A 19,560-nucleotide genomic window follows, 5' to 3' on the forward strand; every position below is an offset into this window, starting at 1 on the left:
AAATTGGGGAATCGTTAATGATTTCCCGGTTTGTACTCATTGAAAGTTGGAGGAAGTATGCCGTTTTCTGAGGTGAATGTGAACTTTAAAAATAAAACTTATACTGACTTTTGGAGGGAAGATAAGAATAAATTGATGCCTAAAAGATAAATGGGATAAGATGGTAATATAAAGAGTGCATATACACTGGAGGGATTACCAATGCTAAAAGTTATGTTACCATTTGTTCTTATCTTTTTTCTTGTTATTGCGATGTATATTGCTTATCAAAAGAGAAAAAAATCCGAGATAAAAGGATTGAAAAGTGCGCTAACTTCTATTTGTTTCTTTTCACTCGCAATATTAAATATGTTTGCATATTGGTTTCATTTTGGCGGTGTTTTTACTTGGTTATTTTCAATTGTATTATTGCTAGTTGGTGCATATTTTACAAAATATATTCCAATATCTAAAAAGGTACATTAAAATTTATAAGAGTTTACATGCAATGTTTACTTTTTTGAAAAGAGATTATTCTACTAGATCGTTGTGAAACGATTTCATAGGACAATCTCTTTTGTTTAGTTTTGGAAAGAACGTACTGTGATTTGTAGTTGCTCAATAAATTCTCGAGTGGCAGCACACATATATTTATCTTTTCTATAAATAAGCCCTATTTCAATTATTGGAGTAGGGTTTTCTATTTTAATAGCTTGAATGTTTTTATTTTGTAAAAAGTCTATATATGGTTGTGGTAACACTGTAATTCCCATTCCTTTAGAAACCATTTGGATTAAAGATTCCATCGTACTAATTTCTAAAATTGGTCTTGGTCTAAAGTTGAATTTTTGACAATGAGATGTAATTAGTTCGGTTAAAAAGAAATTTTTAGGTAAAAGAATTAAAGGGTAGTTCTGTAGTTCAGTAATAGATACATGATTACGTTTAGCTAATCGATGACCAGTTGGCACGACCAATGTAAGGTCGCTTTTGTATAGAGGGATGGAGATAATTTCTTTATCTTGCACCGGGAGAAATGTAATGCCGATATCTAGTTCGTTTTGTAATAATTTTTCACGAATATCTCCTGTACGAAGCCCTAATACAGAAAGCTCTATATTGGGATATAAATTATTGAAATTTAAAATAGCTGGTGGTAGTAAATAATTTACGACGGTTAACAAAGCCCCTATTGTTAAGGAACCTTGCTGTAATCCGTTTAGGTCTTGAAGGGCTGAACGAGCTTGTTCGACTTCATGAAAAATGGTTTTACAATGTGATAATAAAATCTTCCCTGCTTCAGTTAAAGATATTTTTTTACCAATTCGATCGAAAAGTGGCATTCCTACTTCATGCTCTAATGCACGTATTTGTTGACTTAGTGAAGGCTGTGAAATATTTAATTTCTCAGCTGCTTTTGTGAAATGTAATTCTTTTGAAACAGCTAAAAAGTATTCAAGTTGTCGTAATTCGATTGAAATCACCTCAAGTATAATAATAGGTTATACCTATCATTATTATATAAAAAATTGAATTGAACAATGATTTTAGAGGTTTTATAATCATCTTTATATAGCAGAGAGGGTTGTAAAAATTAATCGAGAGAAAATACATGTAACACCTTTAAAGGAGGAAATAGAATGGCTAATGAATATCGATTATTATCTTTAAATATAGGATTACCAAAAGAGGTTACATACGGCGGAAAAGTAATTCATACAGGCATAAATAAGAAACAAGTAAAGGAACCGGTATATTTATCCTTTGTAAAGTTTAATGGAGATGGACAGGCGGACTTAGTTCATCATGGAGGAGTAGATAAAGCAGTTTGTGTTTATACTGGTGATCACTATCCATACTGGGAACAAGAATTGAATCAAGATCTTGTATATGGGGCTTTTGGAGAAAATATAACAGTTAGTGGTATGCGCGAAGAGGATGTTTGTATTGGTGATACGTTTGAGCTAGGACAGGCAATCGTACAGGTAACACAACCAAGGCAACCTTGTTTTAAATTAGCAAAAAAATATAATATTCCAAAGTTACCACTATATTTTCAAGAAACAGGATATACAGGATTCTATTTTCGCGTATTAAAAGAAGGATGGGTATCATCAGTCGATACATTAAAAAGACTACAGTCTGATCCAAAAGGTGTTTCAGTAGCGTTTGCTAACCGTATCATGCACAAGGAAAAACAAAATATTGAAGGGATAAAAAGGATATTAGAAGTAAATGCACTTTCAAGTAGTTGGAGAAAGTCTTTTGAAAAGCGTATAAGTGGAGAAGAAATTAATACGAAGGAAAGACTTGAAGGGATAAAAGACTAAAAATATTTTATTATAAATAGTGTATTTCTATTAGTAAAAGCTAATTAGAAAGCGCTATTTTTATATAATAAACTAATTAATATCCAAAAATCTTAATATTGTTTTATTCGACTTATTTTCAAATAGTCAAAACATAAAATTAATTAGACTTTTTTTTTATGTTTTATGATAGTATATTGATTGGTAAGACCTCTATTTTTAAGAGTAGGTCATATAAGTATATCTAATTTAATGGAATTTAACATTTGGAGGTACAACATGGGGAATGTTGAAAAAATGGCAAGTCTTCTAATAGAAGAACCGAAAAGAGAGCAGTTATTTCCTTTATTTGAAGAAGTGTTTGAAATTACAACTCAAACATTGAATGATTTTTCGGATAAAGGGTATTGGGATGATACATATAAAGCTTTATCATTTTTACAAGAAGATAAAGTGATTGCAAATGTTGCGGCATTTTCACTCCCATTATTAATTAATGGAGAAAAAATAAATGCGGCGGGTATTCAATCAGTAATGACACATCCTAATTTCCGTAGACAAGGGCTAATGAAACAATTAATGGGTAAAATGATAGAAGAAATCGATAAGAAATGTGAATGTACATTATTGTTTACGGAAAAACCTGAACTATATACAGCGTTTGGATTTAAAGTTGTGCAGGAATATTTGATGACTATACCATACGATAAAAACAATAATAACGATTCACTACTTAAAAAATTAGATTACTATAATGTAGAGAATAGACAGTTAATACATGAAACTATTGATAGTGGCCAAAGACTTTCAAATAATTTTTCAACTTTAAATTTCCGTCCTTCATTTTATTTGAATATGTATGACTCGGAATGGAATGAGAAATTGTATTATTCAGAGAAACTAGATGCTTTAATCGTTTATGAAGTAGACAATGAAAAGTTGAAATTATTTGGAGTATTTGCGCCAGTACTTCCGGTTTTAGATGAAATATGTGGAGAAATCAATGAAAGGTTTACGGAAATCGAATTTTATTTTTCTCCAGATCAATTAGGGATTGAGGATGTACAGTTTACAGAATTACAGTCTAGTAAGTATTTAATGGTTCGAAGTGATAAAGAGTTAGATTTTAAAGGTTATAAATTCCCAGTATTAGCGGAGTTTTAAATGTCTATATAAATGCTTTATATATCGTATATACCAGAACGTATTGAGCAACTCACTATAATGAATGTACCTGAATACTATAAGATTAATGACAATCATGCGTTTATTGTCCGTTCGAAAGCAGAAACTGATTTTTGGCTTAAAACACATTATGGTTTTGAAGTAATGAATGGTCATGTATTTTATAATGAGATGATGACAGACTTTCAAGCTGAAGTTCAGTTACGTATGAATCCAAATTCAAAATTCGATCAAGCAGGTCTTTTTGTTATGATTTCGGAGAACTGTTGGCTAAAAACATCTTTAGAATATATCCCTGAAGGGCCATCTCACTTAGGTGCTGTCGTAACGAATAATGGATATTCTGACTGGTCAACGCAAGATTATCCAACTGAAGAAGCTAAGCAACAAATTCGTTTTCGAATTATTCGAAAACGTGGTGATTATACAATATATGTGAAAAAGAGCCATCAATGGGAACAAATAAGAATCACTCATTTAATGGAGGATATAGGGAATGAGCCTATTAAAATAGGTTTTTACACGTGTAGTCCTTCTAAAAATAAGGGATTTGAGACTGAGTTTTTAAATTTTACAATTGAAGAAATATAGATGAAAAACCGTATTCTTTTCAGTAAGAATGCGGTTTTTGTATTTACATAATATAAAGCACATTTATTGACCAGAAAGTCATTAATGCTTATCATTTAATAATGTTAAATATTAATTTACATAATATAATAGAAGTAATGAAGAAATTACAAAATATATCGCTTAAATAAGGAGGGATATGAATTATTCAGTGGTAATTTCATGGGAAAAGGAGATTATGTATGAAATCATTTCGTAAGTTATTACAGTATTTAAAACCATACATGTTCTTCGCTATTATTGGACCGCTATTTATGGTACTTGAGGTTGCGATGGACTTAATTCAACCGACTATTATGCAACATATCATTGATGTTGGGATTGCAAATCGGGATTTAAATTATGTAATAAAAATGGGGCTTCTTATGATAGGGGCAGCAGCACTCGGTTTAGTTGGAGGGCTTGGGTGTATGATGTATTCTACAAAAGCAGCTGTTAATTTCGCTACAGACATAAGAAAAGATGTGTTTGCGAAAATAGAAACATTTTCTAGTAATAATCGTGATTCATTTGGAACAGGTAAATTATTAACGATTGTGACGAATGATATCACTTCTATTCAATCGGCAATGACGATGACATTACGTGTTCTCGTTCGTGGCCCACTGTTATTTATCGGAAGTATAATTATTGTTTTTGTAACAGCGCGAGAGTTATTTCCAATATTACTTGTAGTTGTTCCAATTTTATTACTTGCAATTATTTTAATTGCAAGTAAAGCAAGTGGTACATTTAAAAAGGTGCAAGAGGCATTAGATAAAGTGAATACAAAGTTACAAGAAAATTTATCTGGTGTGCGTGTTATAAAAGCGTATGTAAGACAAAAATATGAAATCGCTCAATTTGGAAATGTAAATACAAATTTAACGAAGATAAATATTCGAGCTGTGCAACTTATTTCTTTAATGATGCCAATCATTATGCTAGTTGTAAGTGGCGGGATTGTTGCAACATTATGGATTGGTGGAGAAAAAGTATTCAGTGGAACACTTCAAGTAGGAGCGATTTTGGCATTTATTAATTACTTGAATATCATTTTAATGTCACTTATGTCGATTAGCATGGTATTTATTCAAATTGCGCGAGCTTTTCCATCTGCGGATCGTGTAAAGCAAGTGTTAAATACTGAAGTTGATATTATAAGCGAAGCGAATGCGATTGAACCTGAGAAAATCGAGGGGAATATAGAATTTAAAAATGTTAGTTATAGCTATACGAAAAATAATGAATATGTTTTAAAAGATATTTCGTTTAGCATACAAAAAGGTGAAAAAGTAGGGATTATTGGATCGACTGGAAGTGGTAAATCAACCTTAGCGAAACTGTTACCACGTCTATATGATGTGGATCAAGGTGAAATATGTATAGATGGAATAGATGTTAAAACATATGATTTGCAAAAACTCCGTGCTTCAATAGGCTTTGTACCTCAGAAGGCGTTGTTGTTCTCAGGTAGTATAGAAGAGAATTTACGTTATGGTAAAGAAGATGCAACACACGATGAGCTGGAAGTAGCAACTGCATCAGCTTGTGCGACTGAGTTTATCAATAAGCTGGAAGAATCTTATCAATATAATTTAACACAAGGTGCAACAAATCTATCAGGTGGACAAAAACAACGTGTATCAATTGCAAGAGCACTTGTGAGAAAACCACCGATTCTAATATTAGATGATTCTACATCAGCAGTTGATGCGAAATCAGAGGCTACTATTCAAACAGCTTTAAAAACAAAATATAAAGGCACAACGACTTTATTAATTGCGTCCAAAATTTCTTCCATAATGGATGCGGATAAAATACTTGTATTAGATAATGGTGAATTAGTTGGTAATGGTACACATGAACAATTGTTAGAACAAAGTGAGGTTTATCAGGAAATTTATCTTTCCCAAGGTGGTAATTTGTATAAAGAAGGTGGGGAAGAACATGCGTAATTTTCAAGGACAATTTGCTAATAAAGGTAGAAGAAACACGCCAAAGATGGGAAAAGCTAAAAATGCTCAAGGAACTGTAATGCGGATATGGAATTATATGGGCTATCAAAAAGCTGCTCTTATGTTTGTTATATTTCTAGTAGTTGTTACTACATTACTTGGATTATTAGGTCCATATTTTATGGGAGTCATTATAGATCAATATATTGTACCGAAAGATTTAAGTGGTACAGCAAGAATGTGTATGTTACTTATCGCGATTTATGGTGTAACGGTACTTTTAACATGGTTACAAACGTTTGTCATGATTAACGTTGCATTAAAAACAATTCAAAAAATACGACAAGATATTTTTGAGAAAATCCAAACGCTTTCTTTACGGTTCTTTGATGTACGTTCTCAAGGTGATTTAATGAGCCGTGTGACAAATGATATAGATAATTTGAACCAAGCTTTGACACAAAGTGTTGTACAAATTATTTCATCAGCGTTAACTTTTATAGGTGTAACGATTGCGATGTTCGCCTTAAATTGGATTTTAGCAATTGTAACTTTAATTACAGTACCTATTATGTTTTACGTTACAAAAAAACTAGTTGCATATAGTGGTAAAAACTTTGCGAAGCGTCAAAAAGATTTAGGTGAATTAAATGGATTTATTGAGGAAGCAATTACAGGTGCGGATGTTACAACGTTGTACGGAAAAGAAAAAGAAACTGTACAAAATTTCAATAAAATTAATGAACAGCTAAGAGTTTCAGCTACGAAGGCTGATACATTTTCAGCTTTTATTTTTCCAAGTATGAACTTTATTAATAACTTAGGTATGGGGCTTGTCATTGGGACTGGATCAGTTATGGTCTTAAACGGAATGACAACAATAGGTGTTATTGCGGCTTTTATTAATTATTCTCGTCAATTCTCAAGACCGTTAAGTCAATTTGCGACTTTAATGAATACAATTCAAGCAGCAGTTGCTGGTGGAGAACGTGTTTTTGAGATTATGGATGAGGTACCAGAAATTCAAAATAAAAAAGACGCATTTGTTGTACAAAATTTACAAGGGCATGTTGTACTTGAGAATGTTTCATTTGGCTACGCAGAAAATAAAACGATTTTAAAAGAAGTAAGTCTTAAAGCGCAGCCAGGAGAGACAATTGCTTTAGTTGGTCCGACTGGATCAGGGAAAACAACAATCATTAATTTGTTAACTCGTTTTTACGATATACAGCAAGGACAAATTCATATTGATGGAAAAGATATAAAAGATTATGATATTAATTCTTTACGAAGTAAAATAGGAGTAGTTTTACAGGATACGTATTTATTTGCAGGCTCGATTATGGATAATATCCGTTATGGACGCTTAGATGCTAGTGATGAAGAAGTCATCACTGCAGCTAAGGCAGCATCTGCACATTCTTTTATTAAGCATTTGCCAAATCAATATGAAACAGAAATTGCTTCAGAAGGATCGAATTTAAGTCAAGGACAAAAACAACTTCTTGCGATTGCACGAGCAATTTTAGCAGATGCAGATATATTAATTCTCGACGAAGCGACATCTAATATTGACACAAGAACAGAATTACAAATACAAGCAGGACTAAATAATTTAATGAGAGGTCGCACAAGTTTTGTGATCGCTCATCGACTTAAAACAATTGAAAAGGCAGATCAAATCCTTGTTATAAAAGATGGAAATATTTTAGAAAGAGGGAATCATGAATCTCTCATGGAAGATAAAGGATTCTATTTTGATTTGTATACGAGTCAGTTTAAAATATAGTAAAAGCATTGATATGTTGCGGTTTCTCTTGAGAGGAGAAACCGCATTTTTTTATATTTGAAAATATTATTATTCTAATGGTCTTTCACTACATATTTTAACAGCATCCTCCTGCATTCCAGGCAAAACATGTGAATAGCGATTTAATGTTATGAACATATCTTTATGACTGAAGTGTTCTAGATGTATACCTTGTTTCAAAAGTAGCGGAGCATGTGTATAACGTAAATCATAAAATCGAACTTTAAAAATTGGGATTTAAATAAAAAGAGCGCAGTATAGCGCTCTGAGACAAACTATATATTTAGAGAGAAATCAAGATAATATATGGATATTGTTTGAGAATGTTGTAGGTTTTAATTAAAAATAAAGCACACATATAAGTGTGCTTTTATGAACGCTTTAGATTTGTATGACTATATAGTCAACATACAATAAAATATGCTTGTTTAATATAAATGTGTGTCAAATCTATAAAAATATATTTTAGTGTGTATAAGGAACATTAAATGTTAGTTAGCCAAGTCTTTTGTTTTTATCCCGCTATTTGCCGGGCAGTAAGGCCCCCACCTCAAAATTCAGTGGAAGCAAAGAAGTTAGGTGAGGGCCGGGCTGCCCGTAAAAGTTCGATTGGTGAGGGCTGATTAAAGTTTCACTTTATTAACGAATTTGCGCAACTGTTAACGCTGCAGAACGAATATCTACTGTACCTATTACTTCAACGGGGACAATTTGAATTACATCACCAGGGTTTAAGTTAATTAGAATGACACCACTTGATACATCGACTTCACCAGTTCCGATAATATTAGAACGGACTGCGGTTCCGGATCCTGCAATAACATTAGTCGATGAATTTAATGTCAAGAAAAAGCGCGCTGCTTCCGGGGCTACCGGAACGTTATCAAGGCTAATTGTTAATGTATAGCTAATTTGATAAATACCAGCTATCTGAATTTTAATACCAGTTCCAGTACTAATTGTATCATTGATTACAGGGACAGTAATGTTAGGATTTGGGCCTGTACTAGGTAATAGTAGTGGTGTAAATAATGTTGCAAATTGAGGTGAAGTAGCATTGAAGGCAAAACCTAGGGCAGGTAGTGTACTAGGTGCTTGTGCTTCACAATTAAAATTAGCGAATTTACGAATTGATGAGCGCATATTTTCACTCCTTTCTTGTATTTAGATTGCGTGAGTATTAACTTCACGTTTTGGACAATCATAATACAATATATGAAAATTTATAGTAGATAGTGCACAAGCGTTACTATTACGGATAAAGCTATAAATAATATATGGAAAAAGCAGTTAGCTAAATTAGCTAACTGCTTAGTAGGTTCTCTAAGAGCAAATAGGAGAAGAATTATTGTGCCATATAAAAGGTCACTATAGATAAGTGCTCTTTTTGTGAGTGAGTATAAGTTCCTATCATTCTATCTAGTATATGCAATGTACTATATGTAATTGCTACTAAAATTGATGTGAATTTTTAAAATTAGAGGTTTCTTTTAATGAAACCTCTAAAAAGATAAATCAAGTTACGTTATAGTAAATTCAATTGCAATAGGAGTGCCTCCATCTAGGACTGCTCCTCCTACAATAGTAGCAGCTGTAGTAGTCACACCAGTAATAGTATCACCTGTTTGAATAACACCATTAATATAAAGTGTTAAAAAGGCATAAGAAGCAGGGAATGTTGTTACAGCGCCAGTGTCATCAGTGAAGTCTGTGTTAGCAAAAGTTAAATCTGCTCCAGCAGCAGTTCCTGTTGCTGCTGTACTTACAAATCGTCTTCCAGCTATAAAAGGTTTAACGATAGGCATTTATATTCACCCCTTTTTGAGAATTAACTCAGACAAGTTTTTTGAAGGTTTTGTCCTGTATCGTATTCTATGCTGTGCTTCTACTAAGAGATACGGCTTGTATACTAGTAAATGAGTATAATTATTATGCGTTTTATAAGTTAGGTTCTTATCAGTAATTAAGTGATTAAGGTTGGATTTTGTATATGGTATGTTTAGGTTAAAAAAGAGCTCGTAATCAAATTATTATCTTAGTGTTGTAGGGAAACTGGCGGCCTCAGTGACAGATGGCAAAAATAATTTACGTGGTATTGTAATAAATTCAAGCGCAATTTGCTTTGGATAAATAAGTATTTGAGTTAAATCTAGAGCATGTATTAATAGTATCATGAAGCTTGTAAGAATTAAAAAACTACCCCAAAAGAAACTTTTTGAAGTGTTGCGGAAATCTTTTATTAAAGAAAAGAATGAAAAAAATGCGGTAACAATGAGAATTAAAAATTTATACTTATCAGCCATTGTGATCCTCCTAAAGAGCAGTAATTTATATTATACGGTATTTTTTCTTTATAATTATAAAAAGATTTTAAAATACCTATGTTGTAGACTTATTGTTTTCATTTTGCCTACAATCGTATAATACTAAAGCGAATAATGTTGAAGAACTTTATTAAGCTAGCGGCACACAACAAAATTAATATTATCTAGTGAGAAACATTCTAGTTTACTTCGTAGTCCCAATCCATAAATTGTGAAACTACGAAATAGATTATTAATAAAAACATTTTAAGATTATTATAATATTGATGTGATGTATACAGAAAAGAGGATAAAAAGCATCCAGAATGAGTTAATAGCTAGTGAATAACAATTGAAATAGCACTGAAAATCAATAAAACAGCCATAATGATGTTAAATAATTGATTATGTTTTAATAAAATTTTTTGGAACATGGAACCAAAAAGGCTCCAACTAAATGTACTCAGTAAACCAACTATACCTAGGAATAATGAGAAAAGTAGAAAAATTGAATATGAGTTGTAGTAAGGGAGTATAAAAGTAGAGACTACGGTGAGTCCAAATAATATTCCTTTTGGATTAACAAATTGAAGAAAAATACCCACTGTAAATAAGTTTTTATTATTTTTTTCATCGGGTTCTGCACTGCCTTTACTAGTGATTATTTTAAAGGCTAAATATAGCATATACGCGACACCTAAAATCTTTAAAGGCAATTCAATTATAGGTACAATATTAATTAATACAATATTAAAGAAACTACATAAAGAAGTGAGGATGAAAAAACCGAATGCTACTCCAAAGCAAAAATTTATACTTCTCTTTAATCCGTGTTGATTTGCGTATGTCATAGCTAAGAAATTGTTAGGGCCAGGTGTGAAGCTGCTTATAAAAACAAATAACAAAAAAGAAAATATTGGCATTTTAAAACCCCCTAATTATTTTGTATGTTATAATGATCAAAAAGAACAATATAACGTGTGCTTTTTATTATACATAACGGACGTTATATTGTATACAATGTAGGAGTGTTTTTTATGGAAGAAATTCAACTTATTCTGGCAAAAAATTTAAAATCAATACGTGAAAAAGAAAAATTAAGTTTAGAAAAGGTCTCTCAATTAACAGGTGTAAGTAAAACGATGATTGGACAAATTGAAAGAGGAGATTCAAGCCCGACACTAACAACAATATGGAAAATTGCTAATGGTTTGAAAGTATCCTTTACCTCTTTAATTAATAATCCACAGCCTGATACGAAAGTGATTTTACGAAATGATGTTCAAGCATTGTCTGAAGACAATGGGAGATATAAAGTGTATCCCTCATTTCCTTTCCAAGATGATAGAAACTTCGAAATCTATACGGTTGAAATTGAAACAGAAGGGAATTTAAGTTCAGAAGCACATAAAGAGGGTACTGAGGAATTTATAACGGTATTTGAAGGGGAATTGAAAATTGATATAAATGATTGTCAATATACGTTAAATAATGGAGACTCAATTCGCTTTAAGGCGGATAGACCGCATACTTATACTAATTCAGGAAGAACATTAACTCGGTTAAGTATGACTATTTATTATCCAGCTTTATAAGCTGGCAATAATATAAAGAGTAAAAGTAAATGTGTATTGTTAAAACCATCTATAAGAGATGGTTTTATTTTTTTGAATAAAAAAAGACACTCAATTGAGTGTCAATATAGTATTGCTCTCGCGTATAGGATTGGAGATGTTTCTCAAATACATATTGAGATGGTCTGTAAAGGAGAAACAATCTTCATCTTTAATGTAACATCGACTTGGGGGAAGTGTAAATTGATAATATATATACGGAAAATTTAGTATAGATGTTTTCTACTATGGATATAGTATAATTTGTTTTTATTACTTAATCACTATAGTAACATTTACTAAGTGAGTATTTAGATTTTTTATTATAAAAAAGAATGAATCATTTTTTAATCAATTCGTATAATTGTAAGAGAGGCACCTGTTGATCCGCCTCCAACTAAATTCACGACGGATAATATACCAAATAATTGTAGTGAAATTGTATTACCAGCATTTAAATTAGTAATTAAATTATTACTATAATTTGAAGTTGATAACGCGGGAGAAAAAATAGAGCCAGGAATTGGCGTAGAAGCGTTTAATAGTAGTCTTGTTCCAGAAAGTAGAGAGGTTGTCGTATTAACTTGATAGGTTAAATGATATCTTCCAGTTACAGGAATTGTAAATATATCGTTTGAGGCGTTAACTGTAAAATTACCGAGGCTTTGGTTATTAGAAAGAGGAATATTAGTGCCACCTAATATCACAGAGATGGGACCACCTAATGTATTATTAGCGAACATAGAGTTTGTTGTAACGATTAAACCAGTACTTCCGGTAGGCCCAGTACTTCCGGTAGGTCCAGTACTTCCGGTAGGCCCAGTAAGCCTGTAAGGGAAAATAATGTCAAGGGCCATTGACATTATTTCTTTTTTTCTAATTTCATTATTATCTTGAATATAAATCACCTCATCTTTTTAAATAAGAATGTTATAGATTTAGTACTTTTTAAATAGAATGATTTATTTATTATATTAATTAAAGCGGTTATAGCAACGGTAAAATGTTTAATATATGTAATAATTCTTTGGGAAGAAAAAGAGAATAGTTATAAAGTCATTCTTTAATAATAGGATCATAATGATGTGTATGAATTAAAAAACATGTGGAATGAGGTATTAAATTGAAACGCAATGACAATTTATCATTGAATAAGGGGATGATAGGGCCAGAAAATATTGGACCTACATTTCCCATTCTTCCACCAATTTATATTCCAACAGGAGAAACAGGTCCGACCGGAATAACGGGAGCAACCGGAGAAACGGGACCGACCGGAATAACGGGACCGACCGGAATAACGGGACCGACCGGAATAACGGGAGCAACCGGAGAAACGGGATCGACCGGAATAACGGGAGCAACCGGAGAAACGGGATCGACCGGAATAACGGGACCGATCGGAATAACGGGAGCAACCGGAGAAACGGGACCGATCGGAATAACGGGAGCAACCGGAGAAACGGGACCGACCGGAATAACAGGTTCAACGGGAATAACGGGACTGACCGGAGTAACCGGGCTAACCGGAGAAACGGGACCAATCGGAATAACGGGACCAACTGGAATAACAGGACCAACGGGAGTAACTGGAGCAACAGGTCCTACTGGGGGTATTGGCCCTATAACAACAACCAATTTGTTATATTACACTTTTGCAGATGGAGAGAAACTTATATATACAGATACTGACGGGATACCTCAATATGGTACAACAAATATTTTGTCTCCTAGTGAAGTTTCTTATATTAATTTGTTTGTTAACGGAATACTGCAGCCACAACCATTATATGAAGTGAGTACTGGTAAATTAACTTTATTGGATACGCAACCACCATCGCAAGGATCTTCAATTATATTACAATTTATCATTATTAATTAAAAGGACAGATCCTTAATGAAAAGGAATCTGTCCTTTTTGTTTCATATTTAAATAGTTAAAATTAAGTGAAGGTACATTCAATTTCTAGATGTTATAAATGGTTGAATGATAGGAAATTTACTTTCAATCCTTTTCATTGTGTATTGGAATAAAATATAGAATGAATTTTTCAATATATTATATGAGAGTTCTCTATGATACAAACGGCTTCATGTTTAAAAAGAGACCACAATTTTAGTAAAGAAATAATGTGAATTTATATGTAAAAAATGGCACCGTTAATTGTTGAGTATATTCAAATTAATATGTGTATTTGAACCTAAGAGATAAACGTGGAAAAATAAAATAAACTCTTAAGTTTAGGTATTTAATCTAAGCAGTCAATTATTAAAAACATATAATTAATATGTGAGTCATGAACATAATTAAATAGCGTTTGCAAGTTTAATTATATTTCATGTTTCCTATTTTAAGTCAATGTATAACACATACTCTTTTACAACTTTATGATCCTTATAATAGGAAAAACTCAAATATAAAACAAGTAAGGAGGACATAAATGACAAGTAATAATTGTTTTGGTCATAACAACTGCAATAATCCGATTGTTTTCACTCCAGATTGTTGTAAAAATCCACAGTCAGTTCCTATTACTAGGGAACAATTAAGTCAATTAATTACTTTACTAAACTCATTAGTATCAGCTATTTCAGCATTTTTTGCAAATCCAAGTGATGCAAACAGAGTAGCGTTATTCAATTTGTTTAATCAATTTTTAATTTTCTTAAATTCCTTATTACCTTCCCCAGAAGTTAATTTTTTGAAACAATTAACTCAAAGTATTTTAGTTTTATTACAATCTCCAGCTCCTAATTTAGGTCAATTGTCAACATTATTGCAACAATTTTATAGCGCACTTGCACAATTCTTCTTCGCTTTAGATCTTATCCCTGTATCCTGCGACTCAAATGTCGATCCTGCAACTTTACAAGTTCTTTTTAATTTATTAATTCAATTAATCAATGCTACTCCAGGTGCAACAGGTCCAACAGGCCCAACAGGTCCAACAGGTCCTGGAGGTGGAGTAACAGGTCCAACAGGCCCAACAGGTCCTGGAGGTGGAGCAACAGGTCCAACGGGAGCAACAGGAGCAACAGGAGCAACAGGCTTAACAGGAGCAACTGGTGCAACAGGTCCAACAGGCCCAACAGGTCCAACAGGAGCAACAGGCTTAACAGGAGCAACAGGCTTAACAGGAGCAACAGGCTTAACAGGAGCAACAGGTCCAACAGGCTTAACAGGAGCAACAGGTCCAACAGGTCCAACAGGTCCAACAGGAGCAACAGGAGCAACAGGAGCAACAGGAGCAACAGGCCCAACAGGAGCAACAGGTTTAACAGGAGCAACAGGTGCAACTGGTGGCGGAGCTATTATTCCATTTGCTTCAGGTACAACTCCATCTGCGTTAGTTAACGCGTTAATAGCTAATACAGGAACTCTTCTTGGATTTGGATTTAGTCAGCCTGGTGTAGCTTTAACTGGTGGAACAAGTATCACATTAGCATTAGGTGTAGGTGATTATGCATTTGTAGCACCGCGCGCAGGAACTATTACGTCATTAGCAGGTTTCTTTAGTGCAACAGCTGCATTAGCTCCACTATCACCAGTTCAAGTGCAGATACAAATATTAACTGCACCTGCAGCAAGCAATACGTTTACAGTACAAGGCGCACCTCTATTATTAACACCAGCATTTGCCGCAATAGCGATTGGTTCTACAGCATCAGGAATCATAGCTGAAGCTATTCCAGTAGCGGCTGGGGATAAAATACTGTTATATGTTTCATTAACAGCAGCAAGTCCAATAGCTGCAGTTGCTGGATTTGTAAGTGCAGGTATTAATATCGTTTAATTTGTTACAACGTTTAGTAGGAAATTAAACAGAGGTTTGTATATAGTCCTTCCTAAATTTAGGAAGGACTATATTTTTTGGGGGAATAGGTAATAAATCAATTGAATAATCACTCTTTGTTAAGTTCGTATAAAAAGTATAATTTATCCTTTCCTATTTAAGGAATAAGTTATGTAACATAAAAAAATTCCGGTCAGCAAAAAAAGATGAATTCTTTTACAAAAGAATTCATCCATAAAATAAACTATTTATTTTTATTACAGTTACATCCTTTTTTCTTTACATAGCCTTGCTGAGTTAAGTCTCTTTGCGATTGGGAATTGGAAGATTGGGAATTGGAAGATTGAGAGGATGCTGAAGAGCTACTATTTTTATTATAAGAGTAGTTTTTTCGATAGTTATAATTACTCATAGTACTATCACCTCCAATTTAATATATAAGTATTATATGTATGTATACTATCAATTGTTACTATTATTAATAGGAAGAGAAGATACAATAAAAAATCTCCTCGGTATTTTCCTAGGAGATAAATGATGATTATTTTGAAAATTTACAAATTAATAACCCCAGTACAGAGGAAAGTAATAAGAATCTTGGCGATAGGGATTAGGCTGTTGAGTAAGGGGGTGGATTGGATAATTTTTCATTTCACGGTTTTGATTGCAGTTTGCCGGAGGACCAATTACAGTAGTTGATTGAATAGGAGAAATCGCTTGTTTCCATTGTTGTTCATTGAGGCAGTAAGTATGGGCCATCATATGAGCCGGAGTTAATCTTAAAATGTCAGAACCGAAAATAACTTCTGGCGCTGGGGCATTGAAAATAGCTAATAAATGAGTATTATCTGCTGTAGCAATTTCATAATGCCACCACGCTTGTGGAATGTTGGCAACTTGCCCCGGTTTTATCGGTAAGTTTAATATTTGATTCGTAAATGGATTAAGTAAAGAAACAACAGCAGACCCTGAAATACAATAAACAAGTTCAGCTGCATTTTGATGAATATGTGGTTCTACAACATTTCCTGTACTTAAATAAATATCTAATAAAGAAGTATTTTCTAAAGTATTTAATTGTTTAATGCCAAGTACATTTATATAATTTTGGGCATCTTTCTGAAAAAAATTACTTTTATTTACATCATAAGTAAAATTAGTTGAGGGGGAGGTATAGTCGATGTTGGCAGTCAATTGTATTACCCGCCTTTCTATAGGTAAGTTAGGTTACAAAATTAGGATATGTGTCTAGTCTTTGTTTTGTGCTGTTGTCGATAACTTAATAAATTCACTTATTCCATAAAGAATAAGGTATTAAGATTAAACTATATTCGTATTCCCATTCATACTTTGGATTGATGGAAAAAAGTAATGAAAATGTTAACTTAAAATTACATCAATCATTTATAAGGAGTGAATGTTCATGTCATTTAGTGAAATGATTAGAAATGAAGTACTCAGCTGGGCGGGTGTTTCTGAAAAAACGCATCGATTTGGTGGTATTGAAATAAATTATGGCAAGAAAGAACTTGGCCATCTTCATGGTGATAAATTAGCTGATTTACCATTTCCGAAGTTAAAGCGAGATGAATTAGTGAAGCAGGGATTGGTAAAACCACATCACGTATTACCTGAATCAGGATGGATCAGTTATTATATAAAGAGTGAAGAGGATATTCCATTTGCAATTGAGTTATTTCGTATGCAATATGACCGAATTAAAAAGTAATGAAATAAAGTAGGATAATAAAAATTTATTTTTATGTCACATCCCTCCTTAATCGTTCGTCTTGTATGTAGAACGATAAGGAGGGATTTTATTATGAATACATTTGATATAGCAATTGTTGGCGGTGGGCTTGCTGGATTAACAGCATCTATATATTTAGCGAAAGCTGGAAGGAAAGTGATTGTATTAGAAAAGTCGAGTCAATTCGGTGGCCGAGGGATGACTATAAATAAAAATGGAATCTGCATGAATCTTGGTGCACATGCTTTATATAGAGGCGGGGCAGCGTTTATAACTTTTAATGAGCTCGGTATGAATCTTCCAGGTGGAATACCATCTACAAAAGCACATGGAATATGGAAAGGGGATATATTCACCATCCCAACAGATTTTCGCTCAATTTTATCAACACCACTACTTTCGTGGTCTGCAAAAGTACAATTCTCACGTCTTATGATTCGTTTAGGAAATTTAGATGTAGGAGAAATTCCAAAAATGAGTCTAACTACATGGGCAGAAAATGAAATAAAAGATCCAATGGTTCGCAATATCTTTTATGCGCTATGCCGGACGACAACATATACGTTTGCTCCTACAATACAATTAGCATCATCTGTACTAAAGCAAATACAGCTTTCTATAAAAGAAGGAGTGCTTTATGTAGATGGTGGTTGGGAAACGATAATAACAAAATTAAGAGCTATAGCGAACGATGCTGGCGTGCAATTTTTGGCTAAAAAGCATGTTTTGGAAATAGAGCATTACGAAGATAAACAAAGAATACATTGTGTTGATGATGAGGTTTTTGAAGTAGGTACAGTCATCGTGACGACTCCGCCGAAAGAAGCTTGTAAAATAATAAAAGGTGCAGAAGGAACAAGTTTGCATAGGTGGAGTGAACAATCGGTACCGGTTACTGTTGCTGCATTAGATATTGGCTTGAGACAATTACCCAATCCTACACATCAATTTGTATTAGGATTAGATCAACCTATATTTTTCACAAATCAATCGAGAGCAGCTAAATTAAGTGAAGATGGATCAATTGCAGTGAGTCTAATTAAGTACCATAATCCTGTGCTAGCGATGAATCATATTCATGAAGATAAAGAACAGTTGGAAAGTACGATGGAGTTGTTACATCCAAATTGGAAAAGAGAAGTTGTTGCACAGCAATATTTACCGAAAATAACAGTAGTACATGATTTTCCTCATATTGACCGTGTTGAAAAACCGGGCCCAAATATACCTGAAATGCCAGGTATTTATGTTGCAGGAGATTGGGCAGGGCATGATGAAATATTAGCTGATGCTGCGGTAGCAAGCGGGAAACGTGCAGCGTTACACATTTTAAAGCAATATGAAAGTGAGGTAGTTCATCATGGAAACGGAGCAGTTATATGAAGCGTATCAACCATTATTATTTTCGTTAGCATACAGAATTCTTGGGAGCGTTATGGATGCTGAGGATCTTCTATATTATTTATCTCGCTAAATAATATAGAAGATCCTCAATCTATAGAAAATATGAAAGCATATTTATGTAAGATGGCGACAAATCGTTCAATTGATAAATTACGATCGGTAGCGCATAAACGTAACGTGTATGTAGGGATGTGGTTACCAGAGCCACTTGTAGAAGAGAGTGATGAGCCATCAAAGTCATTTATAATGAAAGAATCCCTTTCCACCGCATATTTATTACTTTTACAACAACTATCTGAGGTAGAAAGGATTGTTTTCATATTAAGAGAGGTTTTCAGTTATGAATACGAAGAAATAGCTTCAATTGTTGATAAGAGTAGTGTGAACTGCAGGAAGATCTTTCAACGTGCACGAAAAAGCATTTTGGAGAAACCGAAGCAATCAAAATTAAGCACGGAGAAAATGGCTTCTTATGTTGAAAAGTTTGTATCATCATTACAGTGTGGGGATGAGGAAGGTATGTTAGAAGTATTAAAAACAGATGCTATACTCAAAGCTGATGGTGGTGGTAAAGTTACGACTGCGATTAATCCGATTTATTCTGCGGATCGAATTATGCGCTTGTTCTTTGGGATTGCACAACGATTGACAGAAGAGTACACTGTTGATTTCAAAATGGTAAATGGTATGCCAGGAGTTATAGTTACAATAAATAATAAAGTAACGTATGTTCTTTCGTTTGCATTTGAGGATGAGAAAATTTCAAATATTTATATGATGGTTAATCCTGAAAAACTTATGCATTTAAATGTAAAAATATAAAAAAGCGCATTTCTTCAGAAATGC

At 33.2% G+C, this 19,560-nt stretch carries 20 protein-coding genes and 1 pseudogene; 14 read left to right on the forward strand and 7 right to left on the reverse strand.

The annotated features are described in order from the left end of the window. Positions 1-33: 33 nt before the first annotated feature. Together BCG9842_RS30960 and BCG9842_RS11325 are read left to right on the forward strand one after the other, a co-directional pair. Positions 34-150: pseudogene (locus BCG9842_RS30960) on the forward strand (C45 family autoproteolytic acyltransferase/hydolase); the annotation flags it as partial. Positions 151-201: 51 nt separating this feature from the next. Then, positions 202-465 carry a hypothetical protein gene (locus BCG9842_RS11325; RefSeq protein ID WP_000921855.1) on the forward strand — a complete coding sequence of 88 codons (264 nt, stop codon included), beginning with the start codon at positions 202-204 and terminating at the stop codon, positions 463-465. 95 nt (positions 466-560) lie between these two features. Here the strand turns inward: BCG9842_RS11325 and BCG9842_RS11330 are convergent, their stop codons facing one another. Then, positions 561-1,463 (reverse strand): LysR family transcriptional regulator, encoded by a 903-nt coding sequence (locus tag BCG9842_RS11330; RefSeq protein ID WP_000623400.1) that lies wholly within the window; start codon positions 1,461-1,463, stop codon positions 561-563. 156 nt (positions 1,464-1,619) lie between these two features. Between BCG9842_RS11330 and BCG9842_RS11335 the strand changes: the two genes are divergently transcribed. The 5 genes from BCG9842_RS11335 to BCG9842_RS11355 all read left to right on the forward strand — a co-directional run bounded on the left by BCG9842_RS11335 (position 1,620) and on the right by BCG9842_RS11355 (position 7,829). Further along, the gene (locus BCG9842_RS11335) at positions 1,620-2,309 is read left to right on the forward strand and encodes an MOSC domain-containing protein (RefSeq protein WP_001263005.1); all 690 of its coding nucleotides are present in this window, start codon (positions 1,620-1,622) and stop codon (positions 2,307-2,309) included. 258 nt (positions 2,310-2,567) lie between these two features. Continuing rightward, positions 2,568-3,452 (forward strand): GNAT family N-acetyltransferase, encoded by an 885-nt coding sequence (locus tag BCG9842_RS11340; protein WP_000528682.1) that lies wholly within the window; start codon positions 2,568-2,570, stop codon positions 3,450-3,452. Positions 3,453-3,464: 12 nt separating this feature from the next. Continuing rightward, positions 3,465-4,064, forward strand: coding sequence for a DUF1349 domain-containing protein (locus BCG9842_RS11345; RefSeq protein WP_000965798.1), 600 nt, complete (start codon positions 3,465-3,467; stop codon positions 4,062-4,064). A 221-nt stretch (positions 4,065-4,285) separates the two neighbouring features. Continuing rightward, positions 4,286-6,040 carry an ABC transporter ATP-binding protein gene (locus tag BCG9842_RS11350; RefSeq protein ID WP_000834778.1) on the forward strand — a complete coding sequence of 585 codons (1,755 nt, stop codon included), beginning with the start codon at positions 4,286-4,288 and terminating at the stop codon, positions 6,038-6,040. Then, positions 6,033-7,829 (forward strand): ABC transporter ATP-binding protein, encoded by a 1,797-nt coding sequence (locus BCG9842_RS11355; protein ID WP_001243568.1) that lies wholly within the window; start codon positions 6,033-6,035, stop codon positions 7,827-7,829. Before BCG9842_RS11350 ends, BCG9842_RS11355 begins: the two co-directional genes overlap by 8 nt. A 660-nt stretch (positions 7,830-8,489) precedes the next feature. Here BCG9842_RS11355 and exsF read toward each other — a convergent pair. The 4 genes from exsF to BCG9842_RS11375 all read right to left on the reverse strand — a co-directional run bounded on the left by exsF (position 8,490) and on the right by BCG9842_RS11375 (position 11,076). Further along, on the reverse strand, positions 8,490-8,993 hold the full coding sequence (gene exsF / locus BCG9842_RS11360; RefSeq protein ID WP_001257874.1) for an exosporium protein ExsF: 504 nt from the start codon (positions 8,991-8,993) through the stop codon (positions 8,490-8,492). Between the two features lie 377 nt (positions 8,994-9,370). Continuing rightward, positions 9,371-9,655, reverse strand: a complete 285-nt coding sequence (locus BCG9842_RS11365) for a DUF4183 domain-containing protein (RefSeq protein WP_001123247.1) — start codon at positions 9,653-9,655, stop codon at positions 9,371-9,373. A gap of 225 nt (positions 9,656-9,880) precedes the next feature. Continuing rightward, the gene (locus BCG9842_RS11370) at positions 9,881-10,153 is read right to left on the reverse strand and encodes a hypothetical protein (protein WP_000774122.1); all 273 of its coding nucleotides are present in this window, start codon (positions 10,151-10,153) and stop codon (positions 9,881-9,883) included. A gap of 338 nt (positions 10,154-10,491) precedes the next feature. Then, positions 10,492-11,076, reverse strand: coding sequence for a LysE family translocator (locus BCG9842_RS11375; RefSeq protein ID WP_001121279.1), 585 nt, complete (start codon positions 11,074-11,076; stop codon positions 10,492-10,494). Between the two features lie 114 nt (positions 11,077-11,190). Between BCG9842_RS11375 and BCG9842_RS11380 the strand changes: the two genes are divergently transcribed. Beyond that, complete coding sequence (locus BCG9842_RS11380) at positions 11,191-11,748, forward strand: helix-turn-helix domain-containing protein (protein WP_000391292.1); 558 nt, start codon at positions 11,191-11,193, stop codon at positions 11,746-11,748. Positions 11,749-12,113: 365 nt separating this feature from the next. On the opposite strand, the gene BCG9842_RS11385 is transcribed toward BCG9842_RS11380, so the two are convergent. Beyond that, positions 12,114-12,674, reverse strand: a complete 561-nt coding sequence (locus tag BCG9842_RS11385) for a BclA C-terminal domain-containing protein (protein WP_041488121.1) — start codon at positions 12,672-12,674, stop codon at positions 12,114-12,116. 215 nt (positions 12,675-12,889) lie between these two features. Here BCG9842_RS11385 and BCG9842_RS11390 point away from each other — a divergent pair, with 215 nt between their 5' ends. Both BCG9842_RS11390 and BCG9842_RS11395 read left to right on the forward strand, forming a co-directional pair. Next, positions 12,890-13,648 (forward strand): DUF4183 domain-containing protein, encoded by a 759-nt coding sequence (locus BCG9842_RS11390; protein ID WP_000827729.1) that lies wholly within the window; start codon positions 12,890-12,892, stop codon positions 13,646-13,648. Between the two features lie 559 nt (positions 13,649-14,207). After that, entirely contained in the window at positions 14,208-15,560 is a 1,353-nt protein-coding gene (locus tag BCG9842_RS11395; protein ID WP_000203330.1) for an exosporium glycoprotein BclB-related protein, read from the forward strand. A gap of 561 nt (positions 15,561-16,121) precedes the next feature. Here BCG9842_RS11395 and BCG9842_RS11400 read toward each other — a convergent pair. After that, on the reverse strand, positions 16,122-16,754 hold the full coding sequence (locus tag BCG9842_RS11400; protein ID WP_000126310.1) for a cupin domain-containing protein: 633 nt from the start codon (positions 16,752-16,754) through the stop codon (positions 16,122-16,124). Positions 16,755-16,983: 229 nt separating this feature from the next. Between BCG9842_RS11400 and BCG9842_RS11405 the strand changes: the two genes are divergently transcribed. The 4 genes from BCG9842_RS11405 to BCG9842_RS11415 all read left to right on the forward strand — a co-directional run bounded on the left by BCG9842_RS11405 (position 16,984) and on the right by BCG9842_RS11415 (position 19,536). Further along, positions 16,984-17,289: a luciferase domain-containing protein gene (locus BCG9842_RS11405; protein ID WP_000010327.1), complete on the forward strand. Its 306-nt coding sequence runs from the start codon at positions 16,984-16,986 to the stop codon at positions 17,287-17,289. Positions 17,290-17,382: 93 nt separating this feature from the next. Then, complete coding sequence (locus BCG9842_RS11410) at positions 17,383-18,693, forward strand: phytoene desaturase family protein (protein WP_001091191.1); 1,311 nt, start codon at positions 17,383-17,385, stop codon at positions 18,691-18,693. Then, complete coding sequence (locus BCG9842_RS32020) at positions 18,671-18,784, forward strand: sigma factor (protein ID WP_015945776.1); 114 nt, start codon at positions 18,671-18,673, stop codon at positions 18,782-18,784. Before BCG9842_RS11410 ends, BCG9842_RS32020 begins: the two co-directional genes overlap by 23 nt. After that, positions 18,766-19,536 carry a sigma-70 family RNA polymerase sigma factor gene (locus BCG9842_RS11415; RefSeq protein ID WP_396132098.1) on the forward strand — a complete coding sequence of 257 codons (771 nt, stop codon included), beginning with the start codon at positions 18,766-18,768 and terminating at the stop codon, positions 19,534-19,536. Before BCG9842_RS32020 ends, BCG9842_RS11415 begins: the two co-directional genes overlap by 19 nt. Positions 19,537-19,560 lie beyond the last annotated feature (24 nt).

The sequence above is a fragment of the Bacillus cereus G9842 genome, assembly GCF_000021305.1.
Lineage (GTDB): Bacteria > Bacillota > Bacilli > Bacillales > Bacillaceae_G > Bacillus_A > Bacillus_A thuringiensis_S.